Origin of the sequence: Streptomyces tanashiensis (genome assembly GCF_014648895.1) — a bacterium.
Lineage (GTDB): Bacteria > Actinomycetota > Actinomycetes > Streptomycetales > Streptomycetaceae > Streptomyces > Streptomyces tanashiensis.
Genome location: NZ_BMRZ01000006.1, coordinates 243716 through 260424, shown reverse-complemented (window position 1 = coordinate 260424; position 16709 = coordinate 243716). Strand labels below are relative to the sequence as shown.

At 72.9% G+C, this 16709-nt stretch carries 18 protein-coding genes; 15 read left to right on the top strand and 3 right to left on the bottom strand.

Going from position 1 to position 16709, the window contains the following annotated elements; all coding sequences use genetic code 11:
* Positions 1-19 precede the first annotated feature (19 nt).
* Both allB and alc read left to right on the top strand, forming a co-directional pair.
* Positions 20-1354 carry an allantoinase AllB gene (gene allB, locus IE237_RS21065; protein ID WP_189803597.1) on the top strand — a complete coding sequence of 445 codons (1335 nt, stop codon included), beginning with the start codon at positions 20-22 and terminating at the stop codon, positions 1352-1354.
* 1 nt (position 1355) lies between these two features.
* A complete protein-coding gene (gene alc, locus IE237_RS21060; protein ID WP_189803596.1) occupies positions 1356-2471 on the top strand; it encodes an allantoicase in 1116 nt (371 codons plus the stop codon).
* Positions 2472-2655: 184 nt separating this feature from the next.
* Here the strand turns inward: alc and IE237_RS21055 are convergent, their stop codons facing one another.
* Complete coding sequence (locus IE237_RS21055) at positions 2656-3396, bottom strand: SDR family NAD(P)-dependent oxidoreductase (RefSeq protein WP_189803595.1); 741 nt, start codon at positions 3394-3396, stop codon at positions 2656-2658.
* A gap of 169 nt (positions 3397-3565) precedes the next feature.
* Between IE237_RS21055 and IE237_RS21050 the strand changes: the two genes are divergently transcribed.
* The 3 genes from IE237_RS21050 (at position 3566) to IE237_RS21040 (ending at position 5584) form a co-directional block, all read left to right on the top strand.
* Positions 3566-4174 (top strand): dihydrofolate reductase family protein, encoded by a 609-nt coding sequence (locus IE237_RS21050; RefSeq protein WP_189803594.1) that lies wholly within the window; start codon positions 3566-3568, stop codon positions 4172-4174.
* 115 nt (positions 4175-4289) lie between these two features.
* Positions 4290-5216, top strand: a complete 927-nt coding sequence (locus IE237_RS21045) for a DMT family transporter (RefSeq protein WP_189803593.1) — start codon at positions 4290-4292, stop codon at positions 5214-5216.
* An 11-nt stretch (positions 5217-5227) separates the two neighbouring features.
* Positions 5228-5584, top strand: a complete 357-nt coding sequence (locus tag IE237_RS21040) for a hypothetical protein (protein WP_189803592.1) — start codon at positions 5228-5230, stop codon at positions 5582-5584.
* Between the two features lie 32 nt (positions 5585-5616).
* On the opposite strand, the gene IE237_RS21035 is transcribed toward IE237_RS21040, so the two are convergent.
* Positions 5617-5838 (bottom strand): hypothetical protein, encoded by a 222-nt coding sequence (locus IE237_RS21035; protein WP_189803591.1) that lies wholly within the window; start codon positions 5836-5838, stop codon positions 5617-5619.
* A 146-nt stretch (positions 5839-5984) separates the two neighbouring features.
* Here IE237_RS21035 and IE237_RS21030 point away from each other — a divergent pair, with 146 nt between their 5' ends.
* Genes IE237_RS21030 through IE237_RS21020 form a run of 3 tightly spaced genes read left to right on the top strand, consistent with a single transcriptional unit; the run spans position 5985 to position 9069 of the window.
* Positions 5985-7196 carry a sensor histidine kinase gene (locus IE237_RS21030; protein WP_189803590.1) on the top strand — a complete coding sequence of 404 codons (1212 nt, stop codon included), beginning with the start codon at positions 5985-5987 and terminating at the stop codon, positions 7194-7196.
* The gene (locus IE237_RS21025) at positions 7193-7873 is read left to right on the top strand and encodes a response regulator (protein ID WP_189803589.1); all 681 of its coding nucleotides are present in this window, start codon (positions 7193-7195) and stop codon (positions 7871-7873) included. Before IE237_RS21030 ends, IE237_RS21025 begins: the two co-directional genes overlap by 4 nt.
* Before the next feature lie 17 nt (positions 7874-7890).
* Positions 7891-9069, top strand: coding sequence for a cytochrome P450 family protein (locus IE237_RS21020; RefSeq protein WP_189803588.1), 1179 nt, complete (start codon positions 7891-7893; stop codon positions 9067-9069).
* Between the two features lie 98 nt (positions 9070-9167).
* Here the strand turns inward: IE237_RS21020 and IE237_RS21015 are convergent, their stop codons facing one another.
* Positions 9168-10160 carry a Gfo/Idh/MocA family protein gene (locus tag IE237_RS21015; protein WP_189803587.1) on the bottom strand — a complete coding sequence of 331 codons (993 nt, stop codon included), beginning with the start codon at positions 10158-10160 and terminating at the stop codon, positions 9168-9170.
* A gap of 140 nt (positions 10161-10300) precedes the next feature.
* Here IE237_RS21015 and IE237_RS21010 point away from each other — a divergent pair, with 140 nt between their 5' ends.
* From IE237_RS21010 to IE237_RS20980, 7 genes are all read left to right on the top strand, one after another.
* Positions 10301-11020, top strand: coding sequence for a GntR family transcriptional regulator (locus tag IE237_RS21010; protein WP_189803693.1), 720 nt, complete (start codon positions 10301-10303; stop codon positions 11018-11020).
* Between the two features lie 88 nt (positions 11021-11108).
* Positions 11109-12128, top strand: coding sequence for a sugar ABC transporter substrate-binding protein (locus IE237_RS21005; protein ID WP_189803586.1), 1020 nt, complete (start codon positions 11109-11111; stop codon positions 12126-12128).
* Positions 12125-13180, top strand: a complete 1056-nt coding sequence (locus IE237_RS21000; protein WP_189803585.1) for an ABC transporter permease — start codon at positions 12125-12127, stop codon at positions 13178-13180. The genes IE237_RS21005 and IE237_RS21000 overlap by 4 nt, the downstream gene beginning before the upstream one ends.
* On the top strand, positions 13177-13971 hold the full coding sequence (locus tag IE237_RS20995) for an ATP-binding cassette domain-containing protein (protein ID WP_189803584.1): 795 nt from the start codon (positions 13177-13179) through the stop codon (positions 13969-13971). The genes IE237_RS21000 and IE237_RS20995 overlap by 4 nt, the downstream gene beginning before the upstream one ends.
* Before the next feature lie 57 nt (positions 13972-14028).
* Positions 14029-15204, top strand: coding sequence for an ROK family glucokinase (locus IE237_RS20990; protein WP_189803583.1), 1176 nt, complete (start codon positions 14029-14031; stop codon positions 15202-15204).
* Positions 15201-15779, top strand: coding sequence for a hypothetical protein (locus IE237_RS20985; protein WP_189803582.1), 579 nt, complete (start codon positions 15201-15203; stop codon positions 15777-15779). The genes IE237_RS20990 and IE237_RS20985 overlap by 4 nt, the downstream gene beginning before the upstream one ends.
* A 94-nt stretch (positions 15780-15873) precedes the next feature.
* A complete protein-coding gene (locus IE237_RS20980) occupies positions 15874-16707 on the top strand; it encodes a YhjD/YihY/BrkB family envelope integrity protein (protein ID WP_189803581.1) in 834 nt (277 codons plus the stop codon).
* The last annotated feature ends 2 nt before the right edge of the window (positions 16708-16709 follow it).

The following is a 16709-nucleotide window of genomic DNA, read 5'->3' as shown; positions in this document are numbered from 1 at the left end:
CTTGAAGATAGGGGTACGGGTGGACGTCAACCTGGTCCTGCGTTCGACGCGTGTCATCACCCCCGAGGGGACGCGCCCGGCGTCGATCGCCGTCTCCGGTGGGACGATCGCGGCCGTGCTGGCGTACGACGCGGAGGTGCCGGCCGGTGCCCGGCTGGAGGACGTCGGTGACGACGTGGTCCTGCCCGGTCTGGTCGACACGCACGTGCATGTGAACGATCCGGGCCGGACGGAGTGGGAGGGCTTCTGGACGGCCACCCGCGCGGCGGCCGCCGGTGGCATCACCACCCTGCTCGACATGCCGCTGAACTCGCTGCCGCCGACCACCACCGTGGACAACCTGCGGGTCAAGCAGGAGGTGGCGCGGAGCAAGGCGCACGTCGACGTCGGTTTCTGGGGCGGCGCGCTGCCGGACAACGTCAAGGACCTGCGTCCCCTGCACGACGCCGGTGTCTTCGGTTTCAAGTGCTTCCTGTCGCCCTCGGGCGTGGAGGAGTTCCCGGAGCTGGACCAGGAGCAGCTGGCGACCTCGCTGGCGGAGATCTCCGGCTTCGGCGGTCTGATGATCGTGCACGCCGAGGACCCGCATCATCTGGCGGCGGCGCCGCAGCGGTCGGGCGGCGCGTATGCCGACTTCCTGGCCTCGCGTCCCCGGGACGCGGAGAACACGGCGATCGAGAACCTGATCAACCAGGCCCGCCGGCTGGACGCCCGCGTCCACGTCCTGCACCTGTCGTCCTCGGACGCGCTGGCGCCGATCGCGGCGGCCAGGGCCGAGGGGGTCAAGATCACGGTGGAGTCGTGTCCGCACTTCCTCACGCTCACCGCGGAGGAGATCCCGGACGGCGCGACGGAGTTCAAGTGCTGTCCGCCGATCCGTGAGGCGGTCAACCAGGACGCGCTGTGGCAGGGCCTTGCGGACGGCACGATCGACTGCATCGTCTCCGACCACTCGCCGTCCACGGCCGATCTGAAGACCCCGGACTTCGCCTCCGCGTGGGGCGGGATCTCCTCGCTGCAGCTGGGGCTGCCCGCGATCTGGACCGAGGCCCGCCGCCGCGGCCACACCCTGGAGGACGTGGTCCGCTGGATGTCCGAGGGCCCGGCGCGGCTGGCCGGACTCACCCGCAAGGGTGCGATCGAGGCCGGCCGGGACGCCGACTTCGCCGTCCTGGCCCCCGACGCCACGTTCACCGTCGACCCGGCCGAGCTCCAGCACCGCAACCGGATCACCGCCTACGCGGGCAGGACCCTCAGCGGCGTCGTCACCTCCACCTGGCTGCGCGGCGAGCGGATCGCCGACCACGGCACCCTCGCCGAGCCCTCCGGCCGCCTCCTCGAAAGGAACAACTGACGTGTCGTCCATACCCAGCTTCACCGGTGACGCCAGCCCCTACGGCGGCGGCGACCCGTACGCCGACTACCGGACGGCCGACTTCCCCTTCACCCAGTACGCGGACCTCGCGGACCGGCGTCTGGGCGCCGGCGTCATCGCGGCCAACGACGAGTTCTTCGCCGAGCGCGAGAACCTGCTGAAGCCCGAGGCCGCCGAGTTCGACCCCGAGCACTTCGGCCACAAGGGCAAGATCATGGACGGCTGGGAGACCCGCCGCCGCCGCGGCGTCTCGGCCCAGCAGCCGCACCCCACCGAGGACGACCACGACTGGGCCCTCGTACGCCTCGGCGCGCCCGGCGTCGTCCGCGGCATCGTCCTCGACACCGCCCACTTCCGCGGCAACTACCCGCAGGCCGTCTCCGTCGAGGCGACCTCCGTGGCCGGCTCGCCCTCGCCCGAGGAGCTCCTCGCCGACGACGTGAAGTGGACGACGCTCGTCCCGCGCACCGCGGTCGGCGGCCACGCCGCCAACGGCTTCGCCGTCGACGTCGAGCAGCGCTTCACCCACCTGCGCGTCAACCAGCACCCGGACGGCGGCATCGCCCGCCTCCGCGTCTACGGCGAGGTCGCCCCGGACCCGGCGTGGCTCGGCGTCCTCGGCACCTTCGACCTCGCGGCCCTGGAGAACGGCGGCCAGGTCGAGGACGCCTCCGACCGCTTCTACTCCCCGGCCACCAACACCATCCAGCCGGGCCGCTCCCGCAAGATGGACGACGGCTGGGAGACCCGCCGCCGCCGCGACAAGGGCAACGACTGGATCCGCTACGGCCTGGTCGCCGAGTCCGAGATCCGCGCCGTCGAGATCGACACCGCCTACCTCAAGGGCAACAGCGCGGGCTGGGTCGCCCTCTCCGTCGCGGCCGAGGGCTCGGAGGAGTGGACCGAGATCCTGCCCCGGACCCGCCTCCAGCCCGACACCAACCACCGGTTCGTGCTCGACACCCCGGCGGTCGGCTCCCGCGTCCGGATCGACATCTACCCGGACGGCGGCATCTCCCGCCTCCGTCTCTTCGGCTCCCTCACGGAGGCCGGTACGGCGCGGCTGACCGCCCGCCACCAGGAGCTCGGCGGCTAGCCGGCTCCTCCACCGACTGGGCGGGCACGACACCCCGCCCGGCCCGCGAGGGCGCACCGACCCGACAGCACCGGTGCGCCCTCGCGCTCCCCTCTTTCCGGGCCCGGTTCGCCTCCGGGCGCCCCGAGCCGGGCTCACGTCCCTGCGGCGACCTTCGGCTCACCCTCCGGGCTCCGGCCAGGGGTTACGCGGCGTGCCCGCCGTCCACCGAGAACTCGGCGCCCGTCACGTACCGCCCGCCGGGTCCCGCGAGGAAGGCGACCATCGCCGCCACCTCGTCCGGGGTGCCGAAGCGGCCGAGCGCCGTCATGGCGGCCTGCCCCTCCGCGTACGGCCCGTCCGCCGGGTTCATGTCGGTGTCGACAGGACCGGGGTGGACGATGTTCGCCGTGATGCCGAGCCCGCCCAGCTCCCGCGCGAGCGCCTTCGTCATACCGATAAGGGCCGCCTTGCTCATCGTGTAGAGCGTCCCGCCGGGGCCCGGTACCCGCTGGGTCATGCAGGTGCCGATCGTGACGATCCGGCCGCCCTCGGCGAAGCGCGCGGCCGCCGCCTGCGAGGCGAGGAAGGCCGCCCGGACGTTCACCGCCAGGACCCGGTCCACCTCCGCGAGGGAGAGCGAGCCCAGCGGCCCGAGGACGCCGGCGCCGACGTTGTTCACCAGGACGTCGAGGCGTCCGAGGGCGTCCGCCGCCCACTCCACCGCGCCCGCCGCGTCCCCGGCGTCGGCCGCGTCGGCCCGCAGGGGCAGCGCCTTGCGGCCGGTCGCCTCGATCCGTGCGGTGACCTCCTTGGCGCGCGCCTCGTCCTGGACGTAGGTGAAGGCCACATCGGCGCCCTCCTGAGCCAGACGCACCGCCGTCGCCGCGCCGATCCCCCGGCTGCCACCCGTCACCAGGGCCGCCGTGCCGTTCATCGTGGACATCCGAAACCTCCGAGAGAAGTACCAAGTGGTTGCGGGTTCAATGAAAGTCGGCGAGGCGCCCGGAAGCTGGCGGGAATCGGACGCCGACCCGATCACCGATGACTTCCGCCGGGCGGCGGAGTCGAAAGGGGTGGGACACGATGGTCCGCAGAAGAGAAAGGCATCCGCCATGGCCACGCTCAGCCTCACCCAGTTCCTCACCCTCGACGGCGTCATCCAGGCGCCCGGAGGTCCCGACGAGGACCGCAGCAGCGGTTTCGAACACGGCGGCTGGTCCGTGCCGTTCGGCGACGAGGACTTCGGGCAGCGCATCACCGAGATCTTCGCCCGGCCGACCGCCTTCCTCCTCGGCCGCCACACGTACGACATCTTCGCGGGCTACTGGCCGAAGCACACCGACCCCACCGACCCCGTCGCCTCCAAGCTCAACGCCCTCCCCAAGTACGTCGCCACGACCACCCTCACCTCGGCGGACTGGGAGAACACCACCCTGCTCCGCGGTGACGTCGTCGAGGAGGTCGCCGCCCTCAAGGAGCGGATCGACGGCGAGATCCAGATGCACGGCAGCGCGGGCCTGGCCCGGACCCTCCTCGACCACGACCTCATCGACACCCTCCATCTGCACGTCTTCCCCGTGGTCCTGGGCACCGGCCGCCGCCTGTTCAGCGAAGGCGTCCGCCCCACGGCCTTCCGCCTCACCGACACGCGCGTCAGCAGCACGGGTGTCGCCCTCCACACCTACGAGCTGGCCGGCCGCCCCACGTACGGCAGCTACTGAGCCGGAGGCCGCGGGAAAGGTGTAGCCGCCACGGGCCCGTCCGGGTACGGTGATCGCTCCGAGTGCGAGCCGTCGAAGTCTCCACCCCGCCCGAAGAGTTGGAGAATCGGCCGCGATGTCCTCGATCGCCGCTCCCGTGCCCCTCGGCGCCCCGCGCCGGGCCTGGCTCACCGACCTGCCCGTCCTGCTCGTCGCCGTCGTCTGGGGCGCCAGCTATCTCGCGGCCAAGGGCATCACCACCGGCCACACCGTCATCGCGGTCCTCGTGCTGCGGTTCGCCGTGGTGCTGCCCGTCCTCGTCGCCGCCGGACGGCGCAGGCTCCGCGCCCTGAGCGCGGCCCAGTGGCGCGGCGCCGCGACCCTCGGGCTGATCCTCAGCGGGATCTTCCTCCTGGAGACGTACGGCGTCGTCCACACCTCCGCCACCAACGCGGGCCTGATCATCAGCCTCACCATGATCTTCACCCCGCTCGCCGAGGCCGCCGTCACCCGCGTCCGGCCTCCCCGCGCCTTCCTCGCCGCCGCCGGGCTCTCCGTCGCCGGTGTCGTCCTGCTGACCCAGGGCGGCGGTTTCACCGCCCCCTCCCTCGGCGATCTGCTCATGCTGCTCGCCGCCCTCGCCCGTACCGTCCACGTCCTGGCCATGTCCCGGATCAAGGCGGTCCGGTCGGCCGACTCGCTCTCCCTCACCACCGTCCAGCTCGGCTCCGCCGTCGCCGTGTTCGCCGTCATCGCCGCCTTCCCCGGCACCGGCGCCTCGCCCTGGGCCGTGGCCCTCGACTTCGGCCCGCGCGAGTGGGCGGGGCTCCTCTTCCTCTCCGTCCTCTGCACGCTTTTCGCCTTCTTCGTGCAGATGTGGGCCGTCCGCCGCACCTCGCCCTCCCGCGTCAGCCTCCTCCTCGGCACGGAGCCGCTCTGGGCCGCCGCCGCGGGCATCGCGCTCGCCGGCGACCGCCCCGGTGTCCTCGGGCTCGTGGGCGCGATCCTCGTTCTCGCGGGCACCAGTTGGGGCCGTCGCACGGCCGACGGCGACGCCCGGTAGGTTCTTCGACCATGCGTTCACTGGTGTACGACAACGCGTTCCGCGCCCGCGCGCGGCGCACGCAGGGCTGGGGCCTGGGGCTGCTCGCCGTGGCCGGACTGCTCTGGGTCTGGCTCGGCGTCCTCCTCCTCACCCCGTACGAGGACGAGGACGGCGGCGGCAGCCCCTGCCCCGCCCTCCTCAGCAGCGACTACGTCCACGAGAAGGACTGCGTCGCCTCCCGCGACTGGCCCGGGACGCTCGCGATCCTCGGTGGCTCCGTCCCCCTCGCCGTCGTCGGCGCCGTCCTCTACACGAGCGGCGCCGTCTCCCACCGCATGGCCGAGCACCTGGCCGAGGTCAACCGCCTCGACCGGGCGAGCGCCTGACCGCATCCGGAAGAACGCCGGAAGCGCCCGTCTCAGTCCGCCGCCATGCGGCTCGCGCCTATCGCGAGGGCCAGGCCGAGGACCGCGACGACGATGTTCGCGAACAGCTCCCGGCCCTCCAGGAACCCCACGTTCTCCGTGAGGAACCGGGTCAGACCCAGGAAGTGGAACCAGCCGTCGGTCATCTCGCGGATCACTCCTGCCACGCCGGCCACGAGCAGGAGTGCTCCGAGGCCCTCAAGGAACTTCTTCATGATCCGATCATGGAGGCGAGGGCCGGCCGGCCGCGTCGGCCGGACGTCTCGGGCGGCCGATACCAAAGTATCGACCTCCGCGACTCCGGTAGCGGGACGGCCCGCGGGACCGGTGGACCGCCCCCGGCCTGCGTACATTTGCCGACATGACTCGCACGGACCGGCAGCGCTGGCTGCTCCCCTCCCACCTGGTCGAGCCGGGCGGGAGCGGGGCCGCCCGGCCCCGCCGTACCGTCCGCGACTGGATCGTGGACACCACTCTGTTCCTGCTCGCCGCCCTCGTCGGCCTCCTCGCCGCCGACGCCAGCGCGCAGTACACCAGCGAGCCCGTCACCCTCTTCGACCAGCTCGCCGGCGCCGCCGCCTGCTGCGCGCTCTGGGGGCGCCGCCGCTGGCCGGCCGGGCTCGCGGTCGCCCTGTCCGTGGTGAACATCGTCGCCCCGGTCGCCGCGGGCGCCCTCCTCGCGAGCCTCTTCAGCGTCGCCGTGCGCCGCCCCTTCCGCGAGGTCGGCTGGATCGTGGCGTTCGCCGCCGCCACCTCCACCGTCCAGGTCTTCGTCCGCCCCGACCCCACCACCAACGTCGGGCTCTCCATCGGCCTCGGCTTCATCCTCATCCTGCTCGTCACCGCCTGGGGCATGCTCGTCCGCTCCCGGCGCCAGCTCGTCGAGGCCCTCAGGGAGCGGGCCCGCCGCGCCGAGGCCGAGGCCGAGCTGCGCGCCGCGCAGGCCCAGCGGCTCGCCCGCGAGGCCATCGCCCGCGAGATGCACGACGTGCTCGCCCACCGGCTCACCCTGCTGAGCGTGCACGCCGGCGCCCTGGAGTTCCGGCCGGACGCCCCGCCCGAGCAGATCGCCCGCGCCGCCGGAGTCATCCGCGACAGCGCCCACGAAGCCCTCCAGGACCTCCGCGAGATCATCGGCGTCCTGCGCGCCCCCGGCGAGAACGGCGACGGCGACCGGCCCCAGCCCACCCTCGTCACCCTCGACGCGCTGGTCGACGAGTCCCGCGAGGCCGGCACGGAGGTCGTCCTCGACAGCACCGTCGACGACCCGGCCGCCGTGCCCGCCGCCACCGGCCGCACCGTCTACCGCATCGCGCAGGAGGGCCTCACCAACGCCCGCAAGCACGCCCCCGGCACCACGGTCACCGTCACCGTCCGGGGCCGCCCCGGCGAAGGCCTCACCGTCGACATCCACAACCCGGCCCCCGCGGGGCCCGTCCCGCACGTCCCCGGCTCCGGCCAGGGGCTCATCGGCCTGACCGAACGCGCCGCCCTCGCCGGCGGCCGGATGGAACACGGTCCGGCCCCCGACGGCGGATTCGCCCTGCACGCCTGGCTACCGTGGCCCCCATGACCATCCGGCTGCTCATCGTCGACGACGACCCCCTGGTCCGCGCGGGCCTCACCTTCATGCTCGGCGGCGCCGAGGACCTCGAGATCGTGGGAGAGGGCGCCGACGGACGCGAGGTCCCCGAACTCGTCGCCCGGCACGCCCCGGACGTCGTCCTCATGGACATCCGCATGCCCCACGTGGACGGCCTCACGGCCACCGAGCGGCTCCGCGCCCACCCCGGCGCCCCCGAGGTCGTCGTCCTCACCACCTTCCACGCCGACGAACAGGTGCTGCGCGCCCTGCGGGCCGGCGCCGCCGGGTTCGTCCTCAAGGACACCCCGCCCGCCGAGATCGTCGGCGCCGTCCGCCGGGTCGCCGCGGGCGACCCCGTCCTCTCGCCCGCCGTCACCCGCCAGCTCATGACCCACGTCGCGGAGCGGCCGGAGCCGCCGGAGCGGTCGCGGCGCGCCACGGCCACCGCCCGGCTCGCCGAACTCGCCGACCGCGAACGGGAGGTGGCCGTCGCCGTCGGCCACGGCCGGTCCAACGCGGAGATCGCCGCCGAGCTGTACATGGGCGTCCCCACGGTCAAGGCGCACGTCTCCCGGATCCTCGCCAAGCTCGGCCTCAACAACCGTGTCCAGATCGCGCTCCTCGTCCACGACGCGGGCCTCGTCGACCCGGACGAGAACGACTAGTCGGATAGTCTGCTTCGATGTCCGTCATCGAACTGGGGGAGTACGGCGCGGACTTCACCGCGAACCCGTACCCCTACTACGCGAAGCTCCGTGAAGCAGGTCCCGTCCACGAGGTCCGGATGCCCGACGGCTTCCAGTTCTGGCTGGTCGTCGGCCACGAGGAAGGGCGCGCGGCGCTGGCCGATCCCCGGCTCGCCAAGTCACCGTCCGTCATCGGCGTCCGGCCGCCGGAGGAGGACATCATCGGCGTCCACCTCCTCGCGGCGGACGCACCCGACCACACCCGGCTGCGCCGCCTGGTCACGGCGGAGTTCACCGGCCGCCGGGTCGAGAGCCTGCGCCCCCGCATCGAGCGGCTCACCCACGAACTCGCCGACGCCATGGAACCGGCCGGACGCGCCGACCTCGTCGACGCCTACGCGTTCCCGCTGCCGATCACCGTCATCTGCGAACTGCTCGGCGTCCCGGCCGAGGACCGCGAGACCTTCCGCGGCTGGTCGAACGAGCTCGTCACCCCGACCGGCGAACGGGGCATCCTCGACGCCCTGGAGGGCTTCGGCGGCTACCTCGACGGGCTCATCGAGGACAAGCGGGCCGCCGGCCCCGCCGACGACCTGCTCTCCGGCCTGATCGCCGCCCGCGCCGAGGACGGCGACCGGCTGTCCGGACCCGAACTCCGGGCCATGGCCTACCTCTTGCTCATCGCCGGCCACGAGACCACCGTCAACCTGATCTCCAACACCGTCCGCAACCTGCTCACCCACCCCGAGCAGCTCGCCGCCCTGCGCGCCGACCCGGACCTCCTCGACGGCGCGATCGAGGAGTCCCTGCGGTACGACGGGCCGGTGGAGACCGGCACCTTCCGCTTCACCGGGGAGCCCGTCACCATCGGCGACACCGTCATCCCGGCCGGACAGAGCGTCCTCGTGGGGATCGGCGCGCTCGACCGGGACCCGGCCCGCTTCCCCGAGCCGGACCGCTTCGACATCCGCCGCGACACCAGGGGCCACCTCGCCTTCGGCCACGGCATCCACTACTGCCTGGGCGCCCCGCTCGCCCGTCTGGAGGGCAGGATCGCCCTCCGGACACTCCTGGACCGCTTCCCCCGGCTCGAACTCGACCCCGAGGGCGCGCCCTGGGAATGGCTGCCGGGCCTCCTGATGCGCGGCGTCCGTCACCTCCCGGTCCGCTGGTGACACCCGTCCCGGGCCGGGCGCGCGGGGCGACACCGTCCCAAGCCGGGTTCGCGGGGTGAGACCGTCCCGGGCCGGGTTCGCGGGGTGACACCGCCCGTCTAGGACCCGACCCGCACCGGAACCCGCTCCCGGCGCGAGCGCTCGCACGCCTCGGCGATCCGGAGCGCCGCCAGGGCCTCCCGGCCGTCGCAGGGGTTGGGCGCCTCGCCGCGCACCAGGCGCACGAAGGCGTCCAGCTCCGCCTCGTACGCGGGGGCGAAGCGCTCCAGGAAGCCGGGCCAGGGCTTGCCCGGGGCGGGCGGGCCCTGCGGCTCCACGGAGGTGAGCGGGGTCCGGTCGTCCAGGCCCACCACGATCTGGTCCCGCTCGCCGGCCAGCTCCATCCGGACGTCGTACCCGGCGCCGTTGCACCGGGTCGCGGTCGCCGTCGCCAGCGTGCCGTCGTCCAGCGTGAGCACGGCCGCGGCCGTGTCCACGTCTCCGGCCTCGCGGAACATCGCCGGGCCCGCGTCCGACCCCGTCGCGTACACCTCGACGACCTCCCGCCCGGTCACCCAGCGGACGATGTCGAAGTCGTGCACGAGACAGTCGCGGAAGAGCCCGCCGGAGAGCGGCAGGTACGCGGCGGGCGGCGGCTCCGGGTCGGAGGTGACCGCCCGCACGGTGTGCAGCCGGCCGAGCCGTCCCGACCGCACCGCCTCGCGCGCCGCCCGGTACCCCGCGTCGAAGCGGCGCATGAACCCCAGCTGGAGCACCGTGCCCGCCTCCGCCACCGCGTCCAGCGCGGCCAGCGTCCCCGGTACGTCCAGGGCGATCGGCTTCTCGCAGAAGGCCGGCAGCCCCGCCCCCGCGGCGCGGGCGATCAGTTCCGCGTGCGCGGCCGTCGCCGAGGCGATCACCACGGCGTCCAGGGCGTGCCCGAGCAGCGCGTCCACGTCCGGCGCCGCCTCCGCCCCGAGCGCCCCCGCGACCCCGGCCGCCCGGACGGCGTCCGCGTCGGCCACGACCAGCGACTCGACCTCCGGGTGCCGGGCCAGCACACCCGCGTGGAAGCTCCCGATCCGTCCCGTACCGATCAGTCCGATGCGCATGGCCCCACCGTGGAGCCGGGCGGCCCCGGGTGTCAAGGATTTGTCAGGACAACCGGACGTCACGACTTCCCGTCATCAGCGCCCCGGGCTACGCTCCCCCCGTGCCCAAGCAGTCCGGCTCCCCCCTGCCCCCGCTCTCCGTGGACCGCACCAGTCCGGTCCCGCTCTACTTCCAGCTCGCCCAGCAGCTGGAGAGCGCCGTGGAGAACGGGACACTGACCCCGGGCACCCTCCTCGGCAACGAGATCGACCTCGCCACCCGCCTCGGCCTCTCCCGGCCCACCGTCCGCCAGGCCATCCAGTCCCTCGTCGACAAGGGCCTGCTGGTCCGCCGCCGGGGTGTCGGCACCCAGGTCCTGCACAGCAGGGTCCGGCGCCCGATGGAGCTCAGCAGCCTCTACGACGACCTCGCCGCGGCCGGGCAGCGCCCCGCCACCCGGGTCCTGGCCAACCGCCTCGAACCCGCGGAGGGACCCGTCGCCGCCGCCCTCGGCGTACCCGAGGGCACCGAGGTCCGCTACCTGGAACGGATCCGCACCGCGCACGGCGAGCCCATGGCCCTCCTCCGCAACCACCTGCCCGCGGGGATCGCCGACCCCGACACCGGACTCCTGGAGACCACCGGCCTCTACCGCCTGCTCCGCTCCGCCGCGCTCACCCTGCACAGCGCCCGGCAGGTCGTCGGCGCCCGCGCCGCGACCGCCGAGGAGGCCGCGCTCCTCGACGAGCCCGTGGGTGCCCCGCTGCTCACCATGGAGCGCGTCACCTTCGACGCCACCGGACGCGCCGTCGAGTACGGCTCCCACCTCTACCGGGCCACCCGCTACTCCTTCGAGTTCCAGCTGATGGTCCGTCCGTAGCCACTCGAGGGGGCCCCTCACCAGTGCCGCGACCCGCATGACCGATACTGCAATGCACGCAGAAGGACACAAAGGAGGGCACGGCCTCGTGACCAGGCTTCGGACAGGAGGGGTACGCGCCGCAGTCGGCGCCGTGCTCGCCCTCGCACTCACCGCGGCGCTCGCCGGGTGCAGCAGCACCGGCGGAAAGCGGGCGGAGGATGCCCGCAAGGCCGCCGAGGCCCAGGGGAGGGCCGCCGTCGACACCCCCCGGTGGACCTTCGCCATGGTGACCCACTCGGGTGACGGGGACACCTTCTGGGACATCGTCCAGAAGGGCGCCAAGCAGGCCGCCGCCAAGGACAACATCAACTTCCTCTACGCCCACAGCGACGAGGCGCAGCAGCAGGCGCAGCTGATCGACTCGTACGTCGCCAAGGGCGTCGACGGACTGATCGTCACCCTCGCCAAGCCCGACGCCATGAAGGCCGCCGTCGAGAAGGCCGTCAAGGCCGGCATCCCGGTGATCACCGTGAACTCGGGCGCCGAGCAGTCCAAGGCCTACGGGGCGCTCACCCACATCGGCCAGGACGAGACCGTCGCCGGCGAGGCCGTGGGCGAGGAGCTCGACAAGCGCGGGAAGAAGAAGGCCCTGTGCGTCCTGCACGAGCAGGGCAACGTCGGCCACGAGCAGCGCTGCGCGGGAGTGAAGAAGACCTTCGACGGCGAGCTCGTGAACCTGTACGTCGACGGCACCAACATGCCCGACGTCAAGGCCTCCATCGAGGCCAAGCTCCAGTCCGACAAGGACGTCGACGCCGTCGTCACCCTCGGCGCCCCCTTCGCCGACACCGCCGTCCAGGCCGCGAAGAGCGCCGGCAGCAAGGCCGAGGTCGACACCTTCGACCTCAACGCCAAGGTCGCGACCGCCCTGGAGGCCGGCACCCTCGGCTTCGCCGTCGACCAGCAGCCCTACCTCCAGGGCTACGAGGCCGTCGACCTGCTCTGGCTCTACCGCTACAACGCCGACGTCCTCGGCGGCGGGAAGCCGGTCCTGACCGGCCCCCAGATCATCACCAAGGACCAGGCCGCCGCGCTGAAGCAGTACGCGGATCGGGGCACCCGATGAGCTCCACCGCCCCGTCCTCGGACGGTGTCGACCACGTCGACGAACGGCTGCTCCGCACCACCCCGCTGAAGAAGCTGCTCGCCCGCCCCGAGCTCGGCTCGGTCGTCGGCGCGATCGCCGTCTTCGTGTTCTTCGCGGTGGTCGCCGACGGCTTCCTGAAGCCCTCCAGCCTCGGCACCGTCCTCTACGCGGCCTCCACCATCGGCATCATGGCCGTCCCGGTCAGCCTGCTGATGATCGGCGGAGAGTTCGACCTCTCCGCCGGTGTCATGGTCACCAGCTCCGCGCTCGTCTCGTCGATGTTCAGCTACCAGATGACGGCGAACGTCTGGGTCGGCGTCGGCGTCTCGCTGCTCGTCACCCTGGCGATCGGCGTCTTCAACGGCTTCATGCTGACCCGCACCAAGCTGCCCAGCTTCATCATCACGCTCGGCACCTTCCTCATGCTGACCGGCCTGAACCTGGGCCTCACCAAGCTGATCAGCGGCACCGTCTCCACCAAGAGCATCGCCGACATGGAGGGCTTCTCCTCCGCCCGGAAGCTCTTCGCCTCGGAGGTGACGATCGGCGGCGTCGAGCTCGAGGTCACCATCCTGTGGTGGTTCGGCCTCGTCGCCCTCGCCACCTGGATCCTGCTCCGCACCCGCTTCGGCAACTGGATCTTCGCCGTCGGCGGCGGCGCCGACGCGGCCCGCGCGGTCGGCGTCCCGGTCTACCGCACGAAGATCGGCCTCTACATGGGCGTGGCCTTCTGCGCCTGGATCTCCGGCCAGCACCTGCTCTTCTCCTTCGACGTCGTCCAGTCGGGCGAAGGCGTCGGCAACGAGCTGATCTACATCATCGCGGCCGTCATCGGCGGCTGTCTGATCACCGGCGGATACGGCTCCGCCATCGGCTCGGCGGTCGGCGCCCTCATCTTCGGCATGACCAGCAAGGGCATCGTGTACGCCGAGTGGAACCCCGACTGGTTCAAGTTCTTCCTGGGAGCGATGCTCCTCCTGGCGACCCTGCTGAACGCCTGGATCCGCAAGCGCGTGGAGGCGACCAAGTGACGACGGAGGCCACCGCGCTCGTCGAGCTCGACGACGTCAGCAAGTACTACGGCAACATCCGCGCCCTCGAAGGCGTCTCCCTGGAGGTCCGCGCGGGCGAGATCTCCTGCGTCCTCGGGGACAACGGCGCCGGCAAGTCCACCCTCATCAAGATCGTCGCCGGCCTCCACCGGCACGACGCCGGAACCTTCCGCATCGAGGGCGAGGAGGTCACCCTCGCCAACCCGCGCGACGCCCTCGACCGGGGCATCGCCACCGTCTACCAGGACCTCGCCGTCGTCCCCCTCATGCCGGTCTGGCGGAACTTCTTCCTCGGCTCCGAGCCGACGAAGGGCTCCGGCCCCTTCAAGCGGCTCGACGTCGACCTGATGCGGTCCACGACCCGTGAGGCGCTGCTCCGCATGGGCATCGACCTCCGTGACGTGGACCAGCCGATCGGTACCCTCTCCGGCGGCGAGCGCCAGTGCGTGGCCATCGCCCGCGCCGTCCACTTCGGCGCCAAGGTCCTCGTCCTCGACGAGCCGACCGCCGCCCTCGGCGTCAAGCAGTCCGGGGTCGTCCTGAAGTACGTCGCCGCCGCCCGCGACCAGGGCCTCGGCGTGGTCCTCATCACGCACAACCCGCACCACGCCTACCTCGTCGGCGACCGTTTCGTCCTCCTGAAGCGCGGCGTCATGGCGGCGAGCCACACCAAGGACTCCGTCACGCTCGACGAGTTGACCCGGCAGATGGCGGGCGGCAGCGAGCTGGAGGACCTGCGCCACGAGCTGGAGCGGCCGACCGGACCGTGACCGGCCCCTCCGCGACATGACGGCCCCTTCACACCCCACCTGGCAGAATCGGAGCCGATGAGTACCTACCGTGACCTCGCCCACCGGGGAGCCGCCCGCGGGACCGTGCTGCGGACCGTCGGGACCCGGGAGCGCCGCTCCCACCTGACGGCGCCCCGGGTGCCGACCGTCGGCATCGACATCGGCGGTACGAAGGTGATGGCCGGCGTCGTCGACGCCGACGGCAACATCCTGGAGAAGCTCCGCACGGAGACCCCGGACAAGTCCAAGAGCCCCAAGGTCGTCGAGGACACCATCGTCGAACTGGTCCTGGACCTCTCCGACCGGCACGACGTGCACGCCGTCGGCATCGGCGCGGCCGGCTGGGTCGACGCCGACCGGGCCCGGGTGCTCTTCGCCCCGCACCTCGCCTGGCGCAACGAACCCCTGCGCGACGCCCTCCAGGGCCGCCTCGCCGTCCCCGTCATGGTCGACAACGACGCCAACACCGCCGCGTGGGCCGAGTGGCGCTTCGGCGCCGGACGCGGCGAGGACCACCTCGTCATGATCACCCTCGGCACCGGCATCGGCGGCGCCATCCTGGAGGACGGCCAGGTCAAGCGGGGCAAGTACGGCGTCGCCGGAGAGTTCGGCCACATGCAGGTCGTCCCCGGCGGCCACCGCTGCCCCTGCGGCAACCGCGGCTGCTGGGAGCAGTACAGCTCCGGGAACGCGCTGGTCCGCGAGGCCCGCGAGCTCGCCGCGGCCGACTCCCCGGTCGCGTACGAGATCATCGAGCGGGTCAAGGGGAACATTCCCGAGATCACCGGCCCCCTCATCACCGAGCTCGCCCGCGAGGGCGACGCCATGTGCGTGGAGCTGCTCCAGGACATCGGCCAGTGGCTCGGCGTCGGCATCGCCAACCTCGCCGCCGCCCTCGACCCCTCCTGCTTCGTCATCGGCGGAGGCGTCTCCGCCGCCGACGACCTGCTCATCGGCCCCGCGAGGGACGCCTTCCGCCGCCACCTCACCGGCCGCGGCTACCGTCCCGAGGCCCGCATCACCCGCGCCCAGCTCGGCCCCGAGGCCGGGATGGTCGGCGCCGCCGACCTCGCCCGGCTCGTCGCCCGCCGCTTCCGCCGCGCCAACCGGCGCCGCGTCGAGCGGTACGAACGGTACGAGCGCTACGCCCAGGCCCTGCGCAACGGGACCTCGGGCCGGGCCGCACGCACCCCCGAGGACCCGCCTTCATGACCCTGCCCCACCAGTCCGCCCCGCCCCGCACCCCGCGGGAGAAGCTGCCCGAGGACCGCCGGCACATGATCCGCCGCCGCTGGCTGACGGCGGTCATCATCGTGCTCCTCGTCGGCATCCCGGCCGGCTACCTCGTCATCTCCGCCGGCCAGAGCCGCGACAGCGGCCGGGACAAGGAGCGCGAGTCCTCGGCGGCCGGCCTCCAGGACAACTGGCCCTCGCTGATGAAGCGCCGGGTCTTCGAGGTCCCGGTCCCCGCGGGGGCCTGGGGCGTCGCCTACTACGAGACCAGCAACTGGAAGACCAGCCGGCTGTACGTCCAGTTCACGACGAACGCCGGCGGACTCGACGCCTTCCTCGCCGAGTCCGGGACCTCCCGCTCGGCGCTCACGCCGGGCCGGATCACCGTCGGCGAGCGGGACGCCGACATCGCCGGCTGGACCTTCGCCGACGGCATGACCTGGGCGGGCACCACCGTCACCCGGGAGGAGCCGCGCCCGCGCACCGACATCACCGTCGACCTCACGGACCCCGCCTTCCCCCGCGTGTACGCGGTCTCGACGACGAGCCCCTGACGCCCCGGGTTCCCCCGAAGGAACCGCCCGGCTCGCGCGCGTGCCCGGCTTCACGTCCAATGGCGGGACGGGCCGGGCGGGGTCGGGAGGCGGGATGTCGTGGGCGACCCGGGTGCGGCGCATCCGGACCGGAGCCGAGAAGCGTTTTCCCGTTCTCACGGAACTGACCAGCAGGCTGGTCAGCGGGAACCTGCTGGACTCCGGGACACGGCTCGCGGCCCAGGCCTTCCTGGCCGCCGTGCCCCTCCTCTTCGCCGTCGCCGCCTTCGCCCCGAGCAGCGCGCGCGACCAGCTGCGCGAGTCGCTCCGTGCCATGTTCGGCCTGCGGGGCGCCGCGGACCAGGAACTTCAGCAGGTCCTGAACGGCGGTGACGCCGGTGGACTGCGCGAGACCACCGGCATCGTGGGTGCCATCGTCGCCCTGATCTCGGCCACGAGCTTCAGCCGCGCCATGGCCAGGGTGTGCGAGCGGGCCTGGGGCCTTCCCAAGGCGGGGACCCGGATCGCGGCCTGGCGGTGGACCGTGTGGCTGCTCGCGCTGGTCCTCCTGGTGTTCCTCCAGGCCCCCATCCGCGACGGCTTCGGGGCGGGGGCCTGGCTGGGCCTGCCGCTGTACTTCCTGGTCAGCACGGGGGTGTGGCTGTGGACCCAGCACCTGCTGCTCGTCAAGCGGGTGCCCTGGCTGCCCCTCCTGCCGGGCGCCCTGCTGGCGGGCACGGCCTCGACCGTCCTCGGCATCACGGCGCATCTCTACATGCCGACCGCCCTCGACCGTGCCCTGGCCGAGTACGGCTCGCTTGGCCTGGTCCTGACCATGCTGTCCTGGCTGATCGTGGTCTGCGCCTCGCTCACCTTCGCCTTCACCATCGGCGCGGTCCTGGCCCAGGAGCCCCCGCTCGACCGGTATCTCGGCACGGACCGGGAGTGACC

Bases quoted from the DNA above. Each gene is read 5' to 3' on its own strand.
- IE237_RS20990 (WP_189803583.1), top strand. From the start codon at position 14,029: ATGAGTACCTACCGTGACCTCGCCCACCGGGGAGCCGCCCGCGGGACC.
- IE237_RS21045 (WP_189803593.1), top strand. From the start codon at position 4,290: ATGTCCTCGATCGCCGCTCCCGTGCCCCTCGGCGCCCCGCGCCGGGCC.
- IE237_RS21020 (WP_189803588.1), top strand. From the start codon at position 7,891: ATGTCCGTCATCGAACTGGGGGAGTACGGCGCGGACTTCACCGCGAAC.
- IE237_RS21035 (WP_189803591.1), bottom strand. From the start codon at position 5,838: ATGAAGAAGTTCCTTGAGGGCCTCGGAGCACTCCTGCTCGTGGCCGGC.
- IE237_RS20980 (WP_189803581.1), top strand. From the start codon at position 15,874: ATGTCGTGGGCGACCCGGGTGCGGCGCATCCGGACCGGAGCCGAGAAG.
- IE237_RS21055 (WP_189803595.1), bottom strand. From the start codon at position 3,396: ATGTCCACGATGAACGGCACGGCGGCCCTGGTGACGGGTGGCAGCCGG.
- IE237_RS21040 (WP_189803592.1), top strand. From the start codon at position 5,228: ATGCGTTCACTGGTGTACGACAACGCGTTCCGCGCCCGCGCGCGGCGC.
- IE237_RS21000 (WP_189803585.1), top strand. From the start codon at position 12,125: ATGAGCTCCACCGCCCCGTCCTCGGACGGTGTCGACCACGTCGACGAA.
- IE237_RS20985 (WP_189803582.1), top strand. From the start codon at position 15,201: ATGACCCTGCCCCACCAGTCCGCCCCGCCCCGCACCCCGCGGGAGAAG.
- IE237_RS21050 (WP_189803594.1), top strand. From the start codon at position 3,566: ATGGCCACGCTCAGCCTCACCCAGTTCCTCACCCTCGACGGCGTCATC.
- IE237_RS21015 (WP_189803587.1), bottom strand. From the start codon at position 10,160: ATGCGCATCGGACTGATCGGTACGGGACGGATCGGGAGCTTCCACGCG.
- IE237_RS21025 (WP_189803589.1), top strand. From the start codon at position 7,193: ATGACCATCCGGCTGCTCATCGTCGACGACGACCCCCTGGTCCGCGCG.
- IE237_RS21030 (WP_189803590.1), top strand. From the start codon at position 5,985: ATGACTCGCACGGACCGGCAGCGCTGGCTGCTCCCCTCCCACCTGGTC.